This is a genomic window from Halpernia sp. (genome assembly GCF_048269545.1).
GTDB lineage: Bacteria > Bacteroidota > Bacteroidia > Flavobacteriales > Weeksellaceae > Halpernia.
Genome location: NZ_JBLXIJ010000001.1, coordinates 189150 through 207927, shown reverse-complemented (window position 1 = coordinate 207927; position 18778 = coordinate 189150). Strand labels below are relative to the sequence as shown.

At 31.7% G+C, this 18778-nt stretch carries 17 protein-coding genes; 4 read left to right on the top strand and 13 right to left on the bottom strand.

Annotated elements, in window-relative coordinates:
* Window positions 1–49: 49 nt before the first annotated feature.
* The 13 genes from ftsA to mraZ all read right to left on the bottom strand — a co-directional run bounded on the left by ftsA (window position 50) and on the right by mraZ (window position 14356).
* Window positions 50–1402, bottom strand: a complete 1353-nt coding sequence (gene ftsA, locus ACN0WB_RS00885) for a cell division protein FtsA (RefSeq protein ID WP_417427905.1) — start codon at window positions 1400–1402, stop codon at window positions 50–52.
* A 17-nt stretch (window positions 1403–1419) separates the two neighbouring features.
* Complete coding sequence (locus ACN0WB_RS00880; RefSeq protein ID WP_417427903.1) at window positions 1420–2250, bottom strand: cell division protein FtsQ/DivIB; 831 nt, start codon at window positions 2248–2250, stop codon at window positions 1420–1422.
* A 118-nt stretch (window positions 2251–2368) separates the two neighbouring features.
* On the bottom strand, window positions 2369–3727 hold the full coding sequence (murC, locus tag ACN0WB_RS00875) for a UDP-N-acetylmuramate--L-alanine ligase (protein WP_417427902.1): 1359 nt from the start codon (window positions 3725–3727) through the stop codon (window positions 2369–2371).
* A gap of 3 nt (window positions 3728–3730) precedes the next feature.
* The gene (locus ACN0WB_RS00870) at window positions 3731–4207 is read right to left on the bottom strand and encodes a hypothetical protein (RefSeq protein WP_417427900.1); all 477 of its coding nucleotides are present in this window, start codon (window positions 4205–4207) and stop codon (window positions 3731–3733) included.
* A 10-nt stretch (window positions 4208–4217) separates the two neighbouring features.
* The gene (murG, locus tag ACN0WB_RS00865; RefSeq protein ID WP_417427898.1) at window positions 4218–5318 is read right to left on the bottom strand and encodes an undecaprenyldiphospho-muramoylpentapeptide beta-N-acetylglucosaminyltransferase; all 1101 of its coding nucleotides are present in this window, start codon (window positions 5316–5318) and stop codon (window positions 4218–4220) included.
* 31 nt (window positions 5319–5349) lie between these two features.
* Window positions 5350–6585 carry an FtsW/RodA/SpoVE family cell cycle protein gene (locus ACN0WB_RS00860; RefSeq protein WP_417427896.1) on the bottom strand — a complete coding sequence of 412 codons (1236 nt, stop codon included), beginning with the start codon at window positions 6583–6585 and terminating at the stop codon, window positions 5350–5352.
* A gap of 5 nt (window positions 6586–6590) precedes the next feature.
* Window positions 6591–7925, bottom strand: coding sequence for a UDP-N-acetylmuramoyl-L-alanine--D-glutamate ligase (gene murD, locus ACN0WB_RS00855; RefSeq protein ID WP_417427894.1), 1335 nt, complete (start codon window positions 7923–7925; stop codon window positions 6591–6593).
* A 19-nt stretch (window positions 7926–7944) separates the two neighbouring features.
* On the bottom strand, window positions 7945–9186 hold the full coding sequence (gene mraY, locus ACN0WB_RS00850; protein WP_417427892.1) for a phospho-N-acetylmuramoyl-pentapeptide-transferase: 1242 nt from the start codon (window positions 9184–9186) through the stop codon (window positions 7945–7947).
* A gap of 15 nt (window positions 9187–9201) precedes the next feature.
* Window positions 9202–10662, bottom strand: coding sequence for a UDP-N-acetylmuramoyl-L-alanyl-D-glutamate--2,6-diaminopimelate ligase (locus ACN0WB_RS00845; protein ID WP_417427890.1), 1461 nt, complete (start codon window positions 10660–10662; stop codon window positions 9202–9204).
* Window positions 10663–10666: 4 nt separating this feature from the next.
* The gene (locus tag ACN0WB_RS00840; protein ID WP_417427888.1) at window positions 10667–12646 is read right to left on the bottom strand and encodes a penicillin-binding transpeptidase domain-containing protein; all 1980 of its coding nucleotides are present in this window, start codon (window positions 12644–12646) and stop codon (window positions 10667–10669) included.
* Complete coding sequence (locus ACN0WB_RS00835) at window positions 12636–12998, bottom strand: FtsL-like putative cell division protein (RefSeq protein WP_417427886.1); 363 nt, start codon at window positions 12996–12998, stop codon at window positions 12636–12638. Before ACN0WB_RS00835 ends, ACN0WB_RS00840 begins: the two co-directional genes overlap by 11 nt.
* A 4-nt stretch (window positions 12999–13002) precedes the next feature.
* Window positions 13003–13896 (bottom strand): 16S rRNA (cytosine(1402)-N(4))-methyltransferase RsmH, encoded by an 894-nt coding sequence (rsmH, locus tag ACN0WB_RS00830; RefSeq protein ID WP_417427884.1) that lies wholly within the window; start codon window positions 13894–13896, stop codon window positions 13003–13005.
* On the bottom strand, window positions 13886–14356 hold the full coding sequence (gene mraZ, locus ACN0WB_RS00825; RefSeq protein ID WP_417427882.1) for a division/cell wall cluster transcriptional repressor MraZ: 471 nt from the start codon (window positions 14354–14356) through the stop codon (window positions 13886–13888). Before mraZ ends, rsmH begins: the two co-directional genes overlap by 11 nt.
* Before the next feature lie 258 nt (window positions 14357–14614).
* Here mraZ and ACN0WB_RS00820 point away from each other — a divergent pair, with 258 nt between their 5' ends.
* The 4 genes from ACN0WB_RS00820 (at window position 14615) to ACN0WB_RS00805 (ending at window position 18735) form a co-directional block, all read left to right on the top strand.
* Window positions 14615–15373: an alpha/beta fold hydrolase gene (locus ACN0WB_RS00820; protein ID WP_417427880.1), complete on the top strand. Its 759-nt coding sequence runs from the start codon at window positions 14615–14617 to the stop codon at window positions 15371–15373.
* A gap of 35 nt (window positions 15374–15408) precedes the next feature.
* Complete coding sequence (gene yihA / locus ACN0WB_RS00815; protein WP_417428739.1) at window positions 15409–16029, top strand: ribosome biogenesis GTP-binding protein YihA/YsxC; 621 nt, start codon at window positions 15409–15411, stop codon at window positions 16027–16029.
* Window positions 16026–16478 carry a GNAT family N-acetyltransferase gene (locus ACN0WB_RS00810; protein WP_417427878.1) on the top strand — a complete coding sequence of 151 codons (453 nt, stop codon included), beginning with the start codon at window positions 16026–16028 and terminating at the stop codon, window positions 16476–16478. Before yihA ends, ACN0WB_RS00810 begins: the two co-directional genes overlap by 4 nt.
* Before the next feature lie 124 nt (window positions 16479–16602).
* Window positions 16603–18735 (top strand): S46 family peptidase, encoded by a 2133-nt coding sequence (locus ACN0WB_RS00805; protein ID WP_417427876.1) that lies wholly within the window; start codon window positions 16603–16605, stop codon window positions 18733–18735.
* Window positions 18736–18778 lie beyond the last annotated feature (43 nt).

The following is an 18778-nucleotide window of genomic DNA, read 5'->3' as shown; positions in this document are numbered from 1 at the left end:
TTGAAAATAGTTTTAATAAGATTTATCAACAATCACTAATTCAATTTAGTTATTCTACTTCTTCAAAGAATTTTTTTACTTTATTTAGAATACTTTCTCCAAATGTTAGTCGTGCTTTTTTCTGGATTTCGTGTTTTTCAATTATAGTTTGTGCGGTGGTTTCAATTTTAGTGTCATTTTCTACCGCAATAATCTGTTCCTCTTCAATTTTTTTAAGTTCAACTTCATAAGGTTTTTTATCACGAATTTTTAAACTTTCCATTAATAAACCAATTGAAGTTGCATATTCTGGACCTTTCAACTGTTGGTTTTTATCATTTGCTACATATTCATTTGCAAAACCAATTCGGCTGTCTAAACCGGTTGTATAATTTGCTAATTGTCTCAAATGTCTTAAATTAGAACCACCTCCAGTTAAAACGATTCCAGCAATTAATTTTTTCTTTTGCTCGAATGCGCCGTAAGCTTTTAATTCTGTATTTACCATTTCCAAAATTTCTTCTACTCTCGCATTTACAATTTGAGCCAAAGTTTTCAGAGAAATTTCCTTATCATTTCTTCCGTGCAAACCAGGAATTGTGACAAATGTTGAATCTTTTTCTAATTCTGGAACAGCTGAACCAAATTTTACTTTTAATTGTTCGGCGTGTTTTTCAATAATTGAACAACCTTCTTTAATATCGTCTGTAATAATTCCACCGCCATAAGGAATTACGCAAGTATGTCGAATAATATTATCCTTAAAAATCGCAATATCTGTTGTTCCACCTCCGATGTCGACAATTGCAACCCCGGCTTCTTTCTCTTCTTTTGTGAGAACTGCTTCGGAAGATGCAAGAGGTTCTAAAGTTAAAGCTTCCATTTCTAAGCCCGCTTCACGAACACAACGAGCAATGTTTCTGATAGAGCCCATTTGTCCCACAACAACGTGGAAATTAGCTTCTAATCTTTTTCCGTGCATTCCAACAGGTTCTTGTATTTCACCTTCAGAATCTACTTTATAATCTTGTGGTAAAACGTGAATAATTTCTTCTCCTGGAAGCATTACCAATTTTTTAACCTGATCTTTTAGTTTTTCAATATCATCTTCTGTGATATATTCTTCTGGATGATCACGCATAATGTAATCTGAATGTTGCAAAGAACGTATGTGTTTCCCCGCAATTCCGACTGTCACTTTATGGATTTTTACACCTGCGCTATTTTGAGCTTGTTCTACGGCGGATTTTATTGAACTGATGGTTTGCGAAATATTATTCACAATTCCTTTATGAACACCGAGACTTTTGGCTTTTCCAACCCCCAAAATTTCGATTTTTCCGTGTGCGTTTCTTCGTCCGACAATGGTCACGATTTTTGTAGTCCCAATGTCTAATCCTACTGAATATTCGTTATTTTCCATCTACTATTGATTTGATATTATTCTATTTTAATTTTTGTTGTCCCTTTTTTCTTTGAAATACTTGTCTTTTTCTTCTTTTTTGCAGGCATTGAGACTTTAGGTTTTTCGCGTGCTTTCTCTTTTATTTTTGGCTTTACTTCAACATTTTTAGTTGGCTTTTTTACCGTAGTTGTAACTTTTCTTACAACGACGGGGATTTTTTGAAATTCTTTATAATTTGCCGCTAAAATACTGTCGTTTCCTTCAAAGTGCGGATTTAAAGTGGTCACAATTTGGTTGTCATATTTTAAAGAAATTTGACTGTATTTTTCAGGATTTTCATTCACTAAAAATTTTGTTACAAATGCTTTAAATCCTTTAACTTTAAAATCTATTCTGTCCAAATCTCCAATTTCTACATCATAATATCCGTCACTGGTTAATAAACTGTAGCCTTTGTTATTTTTTGAAATGCCAATAAAGAATTTTTTAGTAAAATCATCTGCATTAATTTTTGATATTAATTCTCCTAATTTTTTATACTCTGATTTTTTAATATCACCAGTTACTAACATACACGGGTGCGAATAATTTCTTGAAAGTGGGAATTCTATTCCTTTCGCATCTACATAAAAATCCTTGTCACCATTATTAATTCTAAAAATTGGAACTCTTTGTTTGATGTCCAAATTCAGGTTTCCGTTTAAATTTAAATAAACATTTGCACTATCTACGGCGGGTAAATTATTTAATTTTTTTTCTAAATCTGGAATATTCAAATTTCCAATTGTAAAAGTTGGATTTTCTTTTTTTACTAAATCTTTTACATCCTTTTCATCAATAAAATAAACAGGTGTAGTCGCATTCATTTTTACTGAAATCTTTTCTAAAGGCGCTTTCTTGAAACGACTCAGAGAGAAACTCAGTAGAAACCCAAAGAGCACTACTGTGATAAAAATTTTCAATATTCTGAACTTGTTTTTCATTTTAATTTGTTGATAACCAATTAATTATTGGATCGCTTAAAGTATCAATATTTCCTGCGCCAACTGTGAGTAAAATATCGAAATCTTTCTGTTTTATTTTATCTAAAGCTTCGTTTAACGACGAAACTTCTTTTTTATTTAATTTAATTTTTTCTAATAACCAATTGGAATTTATTCCTTCAAAATTTTCCTGCAACTCACGAGCTGGATAAATATCCAAAAGAATTAATTCATCTGCTTCCGCTAAATTTTTAGCAAAATCATTCACAAAATCACGTGTTCTACTAAATAAATGTGGCTGAAAAACAACCAATAATTTTTGATGTGGATAGAATTTTTTAATACTTCCAATTACGGCGTTTAATTCAGTTGGATGATGCGCATAATCATCAATATAATGTTTTCCACTTTCAAAATTATGTTTTGTATATCTTCTTTTTATTCCTTTAAAACTTTGAATTCCTTTTTTAATAGTTTCAAAATCAACTCCTTTTTCATGCATAATTGCAATTGCAGCAGTTGCATTTTCTACATTGTGAATTCCTGGAATTTCCCAAACAAAGTCTGTGATTTTTTCTGTTCTTGTGTGGAAATCAAAATAAATTAAATCACCTTCGATTCTTAAATTATTGCTGTAGAAATCCGCTTCTTCATTCACGGCGTAAGTTTTTGCACCTCTTTTAATATCAATTCCTTTTCTAATAAAAAGTTGGTTATCTTTCGGAACCAAAGCTCCAAAATCCCGAAAACTTTTTTCGATAGTTTCTTTGTCGCCGAAAATGTCTAAATGATCTGCGTCCATCGATGTTATTACCGCCCAATCTGGTTTCAAATTCATAAAAGAACGATCATATTCATCGGCTTCTACCACAGAAATTTCATTTCCATTAAAAATAAAATTGGATTTAAAATTTTCTGCAATTCCACCTAAAAATCCGGAAAATGGAAGATTTGCCACTTTTGAAAGATGCGCAACCAAAGATGAAGTCGTTGTTTTACCGTGTGTTCCAGCAATTGCGATGCATTCTGTGTGATCTGTAATCATCCCTAAAACGCGGGCTCTTTTATAAATCGTGAAATTTAATTCTGTGAAAAAATCTAAAATTTCCAGTTTTTTAATTGCAGGCGTGTAAATTACAAGCGTATTTTCTTTTTTTAAATTTAAAATTTCATCACTTATTTCATCTTCAAAAGTTATTTTAATTCCTTCAGATTTTAAAGCATTCGTCAATTTGGTCTCGGTTTTATCATAGCCCAAAACGTTTCCACCAATAGAGTGGAAATATCTTGCAAGAGCAGACATCCCGATTCCGCCAATTCCGACGAAATAAAAATTTTGATATGTATTTAAATTATTCATTTTTTATTCATATTCGAAAATTTTATCTTTATCCAATCCATAAGAATCTCCTTGATAAAGACCAAATTCAACCAGCGCATCTTTCAGCGTTTCTTTAGTAAATCCGCCATCAATCCAGAAATAATACTTGAAGAAAACGGTATTATCTGCAGGTAAATATTTAGCTTTTATCATATCCAAATCATTGATTTTGGTGAGAAGACTTTCAATTTGAGAGATTTTTGCGTCTTTTTTCAGTAAAATTTTAACGTTAAAAAGCAGAAACTTTTTATCTTTTGCTAAATCAATAAAAATGGAACTGTTTTGATCGTCCGTAATTTTTAAATAATCATTTGTTTGCGTATTTATTACAAAATTTTGGGTTTTAAGATAAGACGCAATGTCTTTCATATTAAAATCTGCAGGTTTCACGAGTGTTTGTGCGCTGATAAAACTGGTGATAAAGCCAATCAAAATCAAAGTAAAAATTTTTGTTTTCATAGCAAAGGTTTTATTGTTTTAAAATTTCATTTACAATTTCTTCGGTTGCGTTTGGTTTAGCAAAATCTTTTAAATTTTTGCTCATTGTTTTACGAAGGTTTTCATTTTCGCAAATTTCCATCAAAGTGGACCAAAATTTTTCTTTCATTTCCATATCTTTTACCATTTTCGTAGCATTTTTTTCAACTAAAGTTAATGCGTTTTTGGTTTGATGATCTTCCGCAGCAAATGGAAAAGGAACTAAAAGCAAGGCTTTTCCTGCAATCGCTAATTCTGAAATTGCAATCGCTCCTGCTCTTGAAACAATTACATCAGCTGCAGAATAATGCAAAGCCATGTCTGAAATAAATTCCTTTAATTGGATTTGAGATTTGAGATTTGAGATTTGAGATTTTTCATCCAATTCTTTGAAATCAGTTTTCCCGGTCTGCCAAATTAATTGATAACCAGATTTTTCTAAATTTTCTAAATTATCTTTCCAGCCATTATTGATAGTTCGTGACCCTAAAGAACCGCCAACCGAGAGAATCATTAAAACTTCTGGATTTAAACCTAATTTTTCTTTGGCTAATTTTGTCTCAATTAAATCATTAACAATCGTTTCACGAACCGGATTCCCAAGAAAAAAAGTTTGACTTTTTGGGAAGTAATTTTCCATTTTTGGATAGGCTGTGAAAACCGCTTTTGCTTTTCTAGCTAAAAACTGATTTGTTTTTCCAGGCAGAGAATTCTGCTCTTGAACAAAAGTTTTTACTCCTAAATTTGATGCAATATATAAAGCGGGACCACTCGCAAATCCGCCAGTTCCTATTGCGAAATCTGGTTTAAAATTATTAATGATTGTAAAAACTTTCAATAAACTTAAAATCAGTTTATAGGGCAAAGAAATATTTTTTAATAAATTTCCTCTATCAAATCCTGCAATATTTAATCCTTCAATTTTAAACCCAGCTTGCGGAACTTTTTGCATTTCCATTTTATTTTGTGCGCCAATAAATAAAAACTCTGCTTCAGGAAATCTTTTTTGGATTTCTTGCGCAATAGCAATCGCCGGAAAGATATGTCCTCCGGTTCCGCCGCCACTCATTAGAATTTTTAAATTTTTAGCCACTATTTTAGAAATGTTTTTTTAAATAATTATATTATGCGATATCGTTTATTTCTTCAATATTTTGTTTTTTGCCCATTCCTTCTTCATCATAAATTTGTATTCTGGAACTTACATTTAATATAATTCCCAATTGGAAATAAGTAACCAACATTGAAGTTCCACCATAACTTATCAAAGCCAAAGGTTGTCCTGTGACGGGAATTAAATTTATAGCAACTGCAATGTTTACAGCAACTTGTACGAAAATCATTATTCCAATTGCAAGAACGAGCAACGAACCAAAAAAAGCAGGCATTTTACTGGCTATTATTACGATTCGGATTATCATAATTAAATAAAGTGCAATGAGAAATATTGCGCCGATTAAACCATATTCTTCCACCACGATTGCAAAAATAAAATCAGAAACAGATTGTGGTAAAGTTTGTTTTAAAGCACTTTTTCCAGGACCCATTCCTGTAATTCCACCATGAACTATGGCTGCTTTTGCTTGCATCATTTGATAATTTTTAGCCTTCATAACTTCATCATCAACATCCGCAGATTTTTTGGAATTAGTGAAAGTTTCGACACGACTCATCCAAGTATGAACTCTGTTTCCGCCAATTAAATTTGTATTTAAAGCAATGGTAATAAATAAAACTACAGCAATTAAGGCTGTTGAAATAAAACCTGCAACATAGCGCCAATTTAATTGACCGATGATTAAAACAGCAATTGAAACTATTAAAATCATTAATGCAGTAGAACCATTATCTTTTGCAACGAGAATAAATACGAGTAAAATTGGTCCAAAAATGTATAAAATATTTTCAATGGGAACGCGTTCTCGTTTAATTTTTTTTGTTAAATATCTACATAAATAAATAATCAAAGTTAAATATGCAAATGATGAGGGTTGAAAAGAAATGGGAGTTCCGGGTATTTTTAACCAACGAGAAGCCGATGCGCCATCAATTGTTTGTCCGGTAAATAAAGTAAGAATTAATAAAAAAATTGTAAATCCCAAAAACAAACTGCTTAATTTACCGATATATTCATATTTTATAAAACCAACGCCACGCATTATTATTAATCCAACAATCACAAAAGCCATGTGTTTTAGAACGTGACCCGTTGTAGTACCATTGTTTACAATGTATTGCAAATTAGAACTTGCTGAATAAACCGGAAAAATTGAGAAAACAGAAATCACAATAATGACCATCCAAAGGACTTTGTCGCCTTTTAGATATTCAAATTTATTTTCTGTAGTTTGGTTTTCCATTGATGTTATAAGTGGTTTTTTAAAACTTGTTTTTTAAATTGATTTCCGCGGTCTTCATAATTTTTAAATAAATCAAAACTTGCACAACACGGCGAAAGTAATACAGTGTCTCCGTTTTCGGCAATAGATTTTGAGATTTTTACCGCTTCTTCCATACTTGAAGTGCTGTAAATTTGTTCTTTTTTATCTTTAAAAAAATCAATAATTTTCTGATTATCAACGCCCAAACAAACGATTGCTTTCACTTTTCTTTTTACTAAATCTTCTACTTCGGTATAATCATTTCCTTTGTCGGTTCCGCCCACAATCCAAATCGTAGGTTTTGTCATACTCTCTAAAGCGTAATATGCAGCATTTACGTTAGTTGCTTTGCTGTCATTAATGAAATTCACACCATTTATTTCTGCCACTTTTTCCAAACGATGTTCTACTGTTTGAAAAGTCATCAAAGAATTTCTGATATTTTCATTGCTTATTTCTAAAATTTTACCAGCGATGGAAGCCGCCAAACTATTTGCGATATTGTGATTTCCAACTAAAGCTAAATCTTCAATTTTCATTGAAAAAGTATCGGTAAAATTCACTACTACATTTCCGTTTTCTATAAAACCGCCTTCAGCAAATTTCTCTTGCATTGAAAAAGGAATTTTTTTCACTTTTAAATCCAATTCTTTCAACAATTTTTGGCTCATCACATCATCTTTATTGTAGATGAAATAATTATCATTTTCTTGGTTTTCAGCAATTTTAAATTTAGCTAAAGCGTATTCTTCGTAATTGTAATTGTATTGATCTAAATGATCTGGACTTAAATTTAAAAGTAGAGAAATATAAGGACGAAAATTCTGAACATCATCTAATTGAAAACTGCTTACTTCAACAACATAATAATCAAAATTTTCTTCTGCAACTTGCTTTGCGAAGCTGGTTCCAATGTTTCCACCAAGACCGACATTTAGTTTTCCCTTTTTTAATATATGATAAATTAAAGAAGTCGTCGTGGTTTTCCCATTGCTTCCTGTGATGGCGATTATTTTTGCATTTGTAAAAGCAGAAGCAAATTCTATCTCGGAAGACAAGCGAATATTTTTAGCTTTAATTTTTGAAATTATTTCTGCTTTTTTAGGAATTCCAGGACTTTTAATAATCCAATCTGCTGCTAAAATTCGATTTTCAGAATGTTTTCCTTCTTCAAATTCTATATTATTTTCTATTAAAAGTTGTCTATAGTTTTCACGTATTTCTCCTTTGTCTGAAAGAAAAACTTCCAAACCTTGAGATTTCGCGAGCAAAGCTGCACCAAAACCACTTTCGCCGCCGCCTAAAACTACTATTTTCAATTTTTTATTTTCCAAAATATTATCTAACTTTTAAAGTAATCAAACAAATAATTGCTAGCATAACACCAATAATTACCATTCGGTTCACAATTTTACTTTCGTGGTATCCTTCTTTTTGATAATGGTGATGAAGCGGCGACATTTTAAATAATCTGTTATTTTGTGCGTAATCTAAACCGTATTTTTTCTTTCTATATTTAAATACCAATACTTGCAACATAACAGATAAATTTTCCACTAAAAATATTCCGCATAAAACAGGAATTAATAATTCTTTCCTTAAAATAATTGCTAAAACCGCGATGACTCCACCAAGCATTAAACTTCCTGTATCACCCATGAATACTTGAGCAGGATAAGTATTGTACCAAAAAAATCCGATGACTGCTCCGACCAGAGCGAGTGCAAAAATGGTGGTTTCGCCCATATTTGGGAGGAACATTATATTGAGATAATCCGCGAAAATAATATTCCCAGAAATGTAGGCGAAAAACGCCAAAGTGAGCAGTATGACGACGCTTGTTCCTGCTGCAAGTCCGTCTATTCCATCGGTAATGTTTGCACCGTTTGAAACCGCCGTTACAATAAAAATCACAATTGGGATGAATACCAACCAAGACCATTCCGCCGCGTCTTCTGGTGACATCCAAAATAAAATTCCGCTGTAATCAAATTCATTATTTTTTGTGAAAGGAACCGTAGAAATTGTTGCTTTTTCAGCTTTTTGGAAGTTTTGCTCTACATTATTTCTATTAATTATTTTAGAATCTGCGTATTTTCTTTTAACCGTAATATCTGGATGAAAATACATTGTAATTCCAATAATTAAACCTAATCCGACTTGACCTATTATTTTAAATTTTCCACTTAAACCGTCTTTATTTTTCTTTACTTTTTTTAGATAATCATCAATAAAACCAATTATTCCCATCCAAACTACAGAAATAGTAAGAATTACGATATAAATGTTGAAAACTTTTGTGAATAAAAGTACAGGAATTAAAGTTGCAATAATGATAATTAAACCACCCATTGTTGGTGTTCCTTCTTTTTGTTTTTGTCCGTCAAGACCTAAATCTCGGACCATTTCACCCATTTGTTTCGTGCGCAACCAATTGATGATTTTTTTACCATAAACCATTGCGATGAGCAAAGACAAAAGCACTGAAAAACCTGCTCTGAAAGAAATATATCTTAAGAGATTTAAACCAGGAATATAAATTCCGTGGTTTGTTAAATATTCATATAAATAATATAACATCTGCTTTTATTTTAGTTATTTACCCATAGTTTGTAGTAGTTCTTCAATCACTTCTTTATCATCAAAATGGTGTTTTACGCCGTATATTTCTTGATAATTTTCGTGTCCTTTTCCCGCAACCAAAATAATATCTTTTGGTTCGGCAAATTTTATGGCAGATTTTATAGCATCTTTCCGATCTGGAATGCTTAAAAATTTATTATAATTTTCCGGTTTTACGCCGGCTTCAATTTCTTTAATAATTTGCTGCGGATTTTCTGTTCTAGGATTATCAGAAGTGATAATTGCTAAAGTTGATTTTGCCGCTGCAACTTCTCCCATTTCTGGTCGCTTTGTTTTATCTCTATCGCCACCACAACCAAAAACGCAGATTAATCTTTCATTTTTAGTTCGGATTTCATTAATACTGTCTAAAATATTTTCTAATGCATCTGGAGTGTGTGCGTAATCAACTACAAAGAAAATTCCGCTTGGAGATTTTATGGTTTCAAATCTGCCTTTTACACGTTTTAATTGGGAAATTGCAGTTAAAATTTTATTGTCTTCAAAACCACATTCTGATGCGATTGCAAAGACCAAAAGTAAATTGTAAACATTAAATTTTCCTACAATTGTTGTCCAAAATTCTTGGTTATTAAAATTTAAAAGCATCCCGTTAAAATCGCTTTCCAACAATTTTCCGTGAAAATCTGCGAAAGTTTTCATTGCGTAAGATTTTTTCTTAGCTAATGTATTTTGCAACATCACATTTCCGTTTTTGTCGTCCACATTTGTAATGGCAACCGCGGAAGAGGGAAGTTCATCAAAAAATCTTTTCTTGGTATTTAGATATTCTAAAAAAGTTTTATGATAATCTAAATGATCATGAGTAATATTGGTAAATCCAGCAATTTTAAAATGCAAACCTTCAATTCTATCTTGATGAATTCCGTGAGAAGAAACTTCCATGAATGCATATTCACAGCCTTTTTCCAGAGCTTTTGCTAAAATCTTATTAATGGTTAAAACATCAGGAGTTGTATGTGTTGAAGGAATAATTTCCTCTCCAATTCGATATTCAACCGTAGAAATTAATGCAGAAGTATGACCTAAAATTTTAAATACATCAAATAATAAAGTCGCAACTGAAGTTTTTCCGTTAGTTCCTGTAACGCCGATTAATGTTAAGTTTTCTGAGGGATTTCCATAAAAATTGGAAGCCAATCTTCCTAAAGTTTTTGAAGAATTTTTAACTTTAATATAAGTGCAATTTTCATGAATTTCATTTGGGAAATCTTCGCAAACAATAGCCGAACTTCCTTTTTTTATTGCAGAATTAATATACAAATGACCATCAGAAACTGTACCTTTTACAGCAACATACACAGAATCTTTCACAACTTTTCGGCTGTCAAAAACAATTTCAGAAATTTCACGATTGATTTTACCGCGAATGTCTAAAGTTGGAATTTTGTTTAAAAGTTTTTCTAACTGCATTTTTTTAATTCTGTAAAGTCAAATAAATTCTTTGGTTTTTCTTTAGTGGGACACCTTCTAACGGAAATTGTTCTTTGATTTTCCCCACGCCTTTAAAATCCACTCGATATCCTAAATTTTCCAATTGTGGAATGACATTTTTCCCAATTAATCCTTTAACATTTGGCATTGAATCGTATTTAACTGAAATTTTCACTGGATTATGAACCATTTTTTTGAAATCTACTTTTTTATCAGTCAACATTTCCTTTTCAATATTCAATGGTGTTTTAAGAAAAGTTTTCCCTGCGATTTCTTTAAAAACTGGAGCAGAAACGGATGCACCGTAAAAACCGATAGAAGTATCTGGTTGATTAATCATTACTAAACAGGTATATTTTGGATTATCTGATGGATAAAATCCCGCAAAAGATGCTTGATATTTGAAAGGACCTGGTTTCCAATATTCAAATCTCGCAGTTCCGGTTTTTCCTGCAATTTTCAAATTTGGTGTGTAAATACTTTTTGCAGTTCCTCTTTCTACAGCTTGTGTGAGCGCAGAAGTCATTTCTGCAATCGCTTTATCAGACGCCATTTTCTTCACCATTATTTCTGGTTTTGCAGTGAATAATTCTTGTCCGTCTTTCATTATTTTGTCTATGAAAAGTGGTTTCAACATCACGCCTTTATTTGCAATTCCATTGTAAAAAGTAGCGAGTTGAAGTAAACTAAATCGTGCAGAATACCCGTAAGCTAAAGAAGCTAAAGTGGCTTTGTTCCAACGTTTATTTTCTGGAGTTACAATAATTGGTTTTGTAATTCCTGGAAGTTCAATATCCATTTTATCAAATAATTTCCATTTGCGTAAATGATCTAAGAAAACTTGTGGTTTATCTTCATAAGCAGCTGTAATTAATTTGGCTGCACCCACGTTACTGGAATGCGCTAAAACATCACTTACATCATAATTTCCTGCACTATGATCTGTAATTCTTTGTCCTTGATAAGTCCAAGAAGTGGAAGTTTGTACTCGTGTATTTTCATCAATCAAACCATCATCCATTGCAGCTAAAAGAGAAACAGTTTTAAAGGTTGAACCAGGTTCTGTTGCATCTTTCAAAATATAGTTATAAGCATCTACATACATTCCGGGTTCTGTTCGGCGAAGATTTACCATCGCTTTTACTTTTCCGGTTTTTACTTCAATTACTACAACACAACCATGATCTGCATTAAATTTTATCAATTGTTTTTCTAAAGCAGAATGCGCAATATCTTGAATTCTTAAATCTAAAGTGGTATAAACATCTTCTCCATCAACTGGTTCTTGCACTTTCCAGAAGTCAATTGGTTTCCATTGACTGGAATTAATTCTCTGCTCCAATCTTTTACCATCAGTTCCTGTTAAATATTTTGAAAAAGCACCTTCTAAACCAGAGGAATATTTTCCTGTATCCATCCCGATTGTTCCTGCGCCAATTTCTGTAGTGGCAAGTTCTCTTTTGAAGTTTCTATCAACAATAAATCCACCTTTATTTTTACCTTTATTAAAAATAGGAAAGTTGCGAATTCTATCGTATTGGTCAAAATCTAAACCTTTTACCAGTTGATAATATTGATTTTTCGCCTTTTTCTGTTGGTCAAATCTAGCGCGGAAATAACTTTTAGGTTTATCAAATAAAACACTTAGAGAATCGGTAAGTGCTGAAATATTATTATTGTAAATGGTGTCTCGCATTGTTTTAAAATCCAAAAAAACATCGTATCGCATTACAGTTGTGGCGAGAATAGAACCATCTGCTGCGTAAAGATTTCCACGAGCAGCAGGAAGCGTTGCTTCACGATAATTTTTATTAATATAATCGTCTTGAATTTCTTCTACATTGGTGTTTTGTAAGACCACAATTCTTGCAACAAACACTACAAAAACGAGTAATGCAGTCAAAGCGAAAAGGTAACCCCATCGCAATGCTTTTTTGCGTTTTATGTCATATTCATTTTGCATCTTGTGTGTCTAATTTTATCAATAATTTATGTGGATGATTTTGTAGTGTTAATAAAGAATCTTCCACCATTTCTTTTCCTAATTCAGATTCTAATTTTACTTTAATTAATTTACTTTGTGCATATGCATTTCTAGATTTGTATTCTTCTCGCTGCTCTTTCAGTGCATTTACTTGTTCAATTTTTGTACTTACCAAATGATTTGTGTAAATCATAATCATCATTAAGACAAAAATTAACAGAAAATATTTGTAATGAATTTTTACTTCATCACGATTGAGGAAATTTCCTTTTAAAATATCAATAAAAGTGAGTTTCTTCTGTGGTTTATATGTCGCTGGTTTTTTAGCCAATTTTTCAATTTTTTATTCCAGTTCTTAATTTTGCACTTCTTGCCCGAGAATTTTCTTCAATTTCTTTTTCATCTGGAATAGTCGCTTTTGATTGAAGTAAAGAAAATACCTTATTAAAATTTCCATAAATATCTCTTTCTGGTTCTCCTTCAAACATTCCATTTCTTAAAAACCTTTTTACTAAACGATCTTCCAAAGAATGATAAGAAATCACAACCAATCTTCCTTCTGGTTTTAAGACCCGATAAGATTGCTGCAACATTTCTTTTAGAGCATCTAATTCTTGATTCACTTCTATCCGAATCGCCTGAAAAACCTGTGCAAAAAATTTATTGCGTTTTGGTGGCGGAACGTAATGAAAAATATCCTTTAATTCTTGTGTAGATTTTATTGGTTTGATGAGCCTTTGTTGCACTATTTGTCTTGCTATTTTTCTGGATTCCCGCAATTCTCCATATTGATATAAAATATTTGCGAGTTGCTCTTCTTCATATTGATTTACCACTTTTTTGGCATCCAAATGTTGTTTCACATTCATTCTCATATCCAAAGGAGCATCACTTCGAGTTGAAAATCCGCGCGTTGCTTCATCAAATTGATGCGATGAAACACCTAAATCTGCTAAAATTCCATCCACTTCAGAAATTCCAAAAGCTAAAAGTGAGTTTTCTAAAAATCGAAAATTTTGGTTGATTAAAGTAAATCGCTCATCATCAATTTTATTTTTTAAAGCATCCAAATCTTGGTCAAAACTAAAAAGCTTTCCTTTTGAAGATAAATTTTTTAAAATTTCACGCGAGTGACCACCGCCTCCAAAAGTCACGTCTATATAAATCCCATCTGGATTTGTAATCAAATCTTTTACGCTTTTGTGCAGCAAAACAGGATTATGATACATCTTCTTCGGAATTTATAGAGCCCATTACATCTTCTGCAAGTGAAGCAAAATCAATATCACTGCTATAAATAACCTTTTCATAAGATTCTTTATCCCAGATTTCAAACAATTCGCCTGCGCTTGTAATTACAATTTCTTTTTTCAGATTAGCAAATTGTATTAAATCTTTTGAAATCTGAATTCTTCCTGCATTGTCAAATTCCACCATTTTTACCCCAGCTGTAAAAAGACGAATGAAATCAGCGTTTTTCTTAATAAAACGGTTTAATTTATTAATTTTCGCAGTGACTTTTTCCCACGCACTGGGTGGATAAACCTCCAAACATTCCTGAAAGACAGAGCGCTTCACTACAAAAGTCTCATCAGTAAATGACGCCATTTGCTTCACTAAAGAAGACGGCACTTTTAGACGACCTTTATCGTCTATCTTACATTCGTATGTTCCGATGAATTGATTCATTTGGGACAAATTTATAAAATATTTCCATATTCTCCCACTTTTTCCCACTTTTATACTTAATGTGGATAAATAATTACGAAATTTGAAGAATAATATTTAAATATTTGATTTAAAACAGTTTAAGTTATTAAACTTTTTTTCTATGTTTTAGAAAAATTTAATATTTTTACTTTAATATTTCTAACACCATCTTATCTAAGAAAATAATTAAAATTTGGTGTTAAATTTGTACTTTTGCCACGCCCCAGAAAGACATTTATGAGATTTAAAATTAAAAAGCAGAAAAAATTTGACTTCATACAAGAAGGTGAAGGTCATCCTTTAGTCTTGTTGCACGGTTTAATGGGCGGACTCAGTAATTTTACCAGTATGGTAGAATTTTTTTCTAAAAAAGGTTTTCAAGTTTTTGTTCCAGTTCTTCCTATTTATGATCTTCCTGTTTTAAATACTAATTTAACAAGTATTGCAAAATTTGTTGCGAAATTTATAGATGAAGAAGTTGGATGTCCTGTCACAATTGTAGGAAATTCAATGGGCGGTCATGTGGGTTTAATTTTAACAACTATAAGACCAGATCTCGTAAAAAATTTAGTTTTGACCGGGAGCTCTGGTTTATATGAAAGAACTTTTGGTGATAGTTTTCCCAGAAAAGGTGATAAAGAATATATTAAGAAAAAAACGCAAGAAGTTTTTTATAATCCAGATATTGCAACAGATGAATTAGTAGATGAAGTTTTCAGTTTGGTGAATGACCGTATGAAAGGTATTAAAACCGTTATGCTTGCAAGAAGTGCAATTAAACATAACATGTTGAATGATTTACCAAATATTAAATGTCCAGTTTGCATTATTTGGGGAAAACAAGATAATGTAACGCCGCCAGAAGTTGCAGTTGATATGCATAAATTTATTCCTAATTCTGATTTATTTTGGATTGATGAATGTGGACATGCTGCAATGATGGAAAAACCAGAAGAATTTAATAAAATTCTTTACAGTTGGTTAGAAAATAAATAAAAACGATGGAGGAAATAGAAACCTCCATTTTTAGTATGATAATAAAAACAGCAGAATTTTTAAAAAGCAGCAGCAGGTGGCAAGATTGTCCAGAACCAACCTTGCCAGAATATGCTTTTATTGGGCGTTCAAATGTGGGTAAATCCTCACTCATTAATGCAATGATGAACCGCAAAGACTTAGCAAAAACTTCCCAAACTCCTGGAAAAACACAATTAATTAATCACTTTTTGGTTAATGAAAACTGGTATCTTACAGATCTTCCAGGTTTTGGATTTGCACGAGTTTCCAAATCTACCAGAAAAGATTTTGAAAAAATAATTACTAATTATATTTTAAACAGAACCAATTTGGTAAATCTTTTTGTTTTAATTGATATCCGACATGCGCCGCAAACAATAGATTTAGATTTTATGCAATGGTGTGGCGAAAGTGGTATTCCGTTTAGTATTGCATTTACTAAAGCAGATAAATTAAAACCTGGAGCTGCAGACAGAAACGTAGAGATTTATAGACAAGAACTTCTAAAAACTTGGGAAGATTTACCCGAAATTTTTGTGACTTCAGCTGAGAAAAAATATGGTGGAGAATATATTTTAGATTATATTTCTTCTACTAATGCAATGTTGGTGAAAAATAAAATAATATTTGAATGACCAATTTAGTTTGGAAAATAAAAAGTTTTTCAGAATTATCAACTGAAGAATTATACAAAGTCTTAAATATCCGGCAAGAAGTTTTTGTAGTAGAACAAAAATGTTTCTATTTAGATGCAGATAATTACGATCAAAAAGCCATTCATCTGTGGGCGGAAAAAAATGGCGAAATTGTGGCTTACTTAAGAATTTTTAAACAAGATATAAAATATCCCGAAGCAAGTATTGGTCGCGTTTTAACATCAATTTCTGTGCGTGGAAAAAATTTAGGAAAAACTATTGTAGATTTTAGTTTGCAGATAATTTTTAACCAATTTAGAAGTAAATCTGTGAGAATTTCTGCACAAGATTATTTAATTGAATTTTACTCTAGTTTTGGTTTTGTAGATACCGGAAAGAAATATTTGGAAGATGATATTCCGCATACAGAAATGATTCTGCAGATTTAATTTTGTAAATTATTTTCTCAGATAAAAGTTTAAATATAAAAGGTAGAATTATTTCTGTCTTTTTTGTTTTATTCCACTTTAATCAAAAGCATTTTATTAAATTAGCACCACTAAAATATATTAAATGAAAAAATTATTTTTATTATGCACCTTTCTCCTAAGTTTTCTGCAAATGCGTGCAGACGAAGGGATGTGGCTTATGATGCTCGTTAAAAGATTAAACGGCACAGATATGCAAAAAGAAGGTTTACATCTTTCTCCGGAAGAAATTTATTCTGTAAATAATTCCAGTTTAAAAGATGCCATTGTAAGTTTCGGGGGATTTTGTACAGGAGAAATAGTTTCCTCACAAGGTTTGGTTTTTACCAACCACCATTGTGGTTATGATGCAATTGCTGCAGCTTCAACTCCAGAAAAAGATTATTTAAAAAATGGTTATTGGGCAATGAAACGTGATCAAGAATTTAATGCAAAAAATCTTTATGTGAGATTTTTAGTAAGAATGGATGATGTTTCAAAACGAATCAATTCTAAATTAAATAATGATATGTCTTCCGAACAAAGACAGGCAGTTATTGATGCAGAATATAAAGCAATTAAAACAGAAAATTCTGAAAATGGGAAATATACCGTTGTTGTAAAAGATTTTTTTAATGGAAATGAATTTTACTATTTCGTTTATCAAGATTACAAAGACATCCGTTTGGTTGGAGCTCCTCCTGCTTCTTTAGGGAAATTTGGTGGCGATACAGACAATTGGGAATGGCCGCGTCATACTGCAGATTTCAGTATTTTTAGAGTTTATGCAGATGTAAATAATAATCCAGCGGAATATTCTATGAATAATGTTCCTTTGAAACCGAAACATTTTTTACCCGTTTCTTTAAAAGGCTACAAGCCAGGAGATTTTGCAATGATTATAGGTTATCCTGGAAGAACAAACCGTTATTTAACTTCTTTTGGAATAGAACAAATGGTAAATAAAGATTATCCAGCTTGGGTGGAAGCTTCAAAATTATCTATGGATATAATGAAAAAGTACATGGATAAAGATGATGCAACAAGACTAGATTATGCCTCTCAATACGCAAGTGTTGCCAATTATTGGAAAAACAGACAAGGAACAATTGATGCCGTTGAAAAAAATGGAACAATTGCAGAAAAACAAAAAGCTGAAGCCGATTACCAAAAATGGGCACTTTTACCAGAAAATGAAAAAGTTTATGGCGGTGTTTTAGCAGACATACAAGCTTATTACAAACAAATTTCAGATAGAAATGTAGAAAGAAATTATTCTTCTCAACTCCAGAGAAATGCAAAATATATTTCTGTCGCTTATTCTTTGGGAAGTCTATTTAAAACTTACGCGGATCAAGATGATGCAGGAAAAGCTGCGATGAAACCAAAATTAGAAGCCGCAATTGAAAAAGCTTACGACGGTTTCCACGCAGACTTAGAAGGCGAAATGTTGAATTCTCTTGTTAATCTTTACCAACAAAGAGTTGCAAAAGATGTTGCTTCACCTTCAATTTTAAAAGTGGATGCTTCTAATTTATCATTGGTTGCTTCGTCTTCCATTTTTGCTAATGAAGAATCTGCAAAATTATTTTTGAATAATCCAGATCGTTTGAAAATTGATGGAGATGCATTATTTCAATTTGCAAATGCTTATGTTTCAGATTATAGATTATCTGGAGAAAGATTTGTGAAAGTAGATGAAAATTTTGCGAAAAATAACCGCCTTTATTTAGCTGGTTTAATGATGGCAAGTCCGGATAAAAAATTCTATCCAGATGCAAATTCAACGATGAGATTAACTTACGGGCAAGTTGCAACTTTACCAGAAAGAGCCGATAGAAACTACAAAGGAATTAAAGAAAATTATTACACTAATATGGCGGGAATGATTGCAAAATATAAAAAAGGAGATGAAGAATTTGATTTGCCACAAAAAGTTTTAGACTTATATAAAAAGAAAGATTTCGGGATGTATAAGGACAAAAGAGGTTATATGCCGATAAATTTTTTAACAAATAATGATATTACAGGCGGAAATTCTGGTTCACCGGTAATTGATGGTTACGGAAGATTAATCGGTTTGGCTTTTGACGGAAATAGTGAAGCACTCTCTGGCGATATTGTTTTTGAACCAAAATTGCAAAAAACGATTAATGTAGATGTACGTTATGTTCTTTGGGTGATTGATAAATACGCTGGAGCAGGACACATTGTAAGTGAATTAACTTTGGTGAAATAACCAATTTTTTTTAAATTTATAAATCCGTTTCGTAAATAATTTG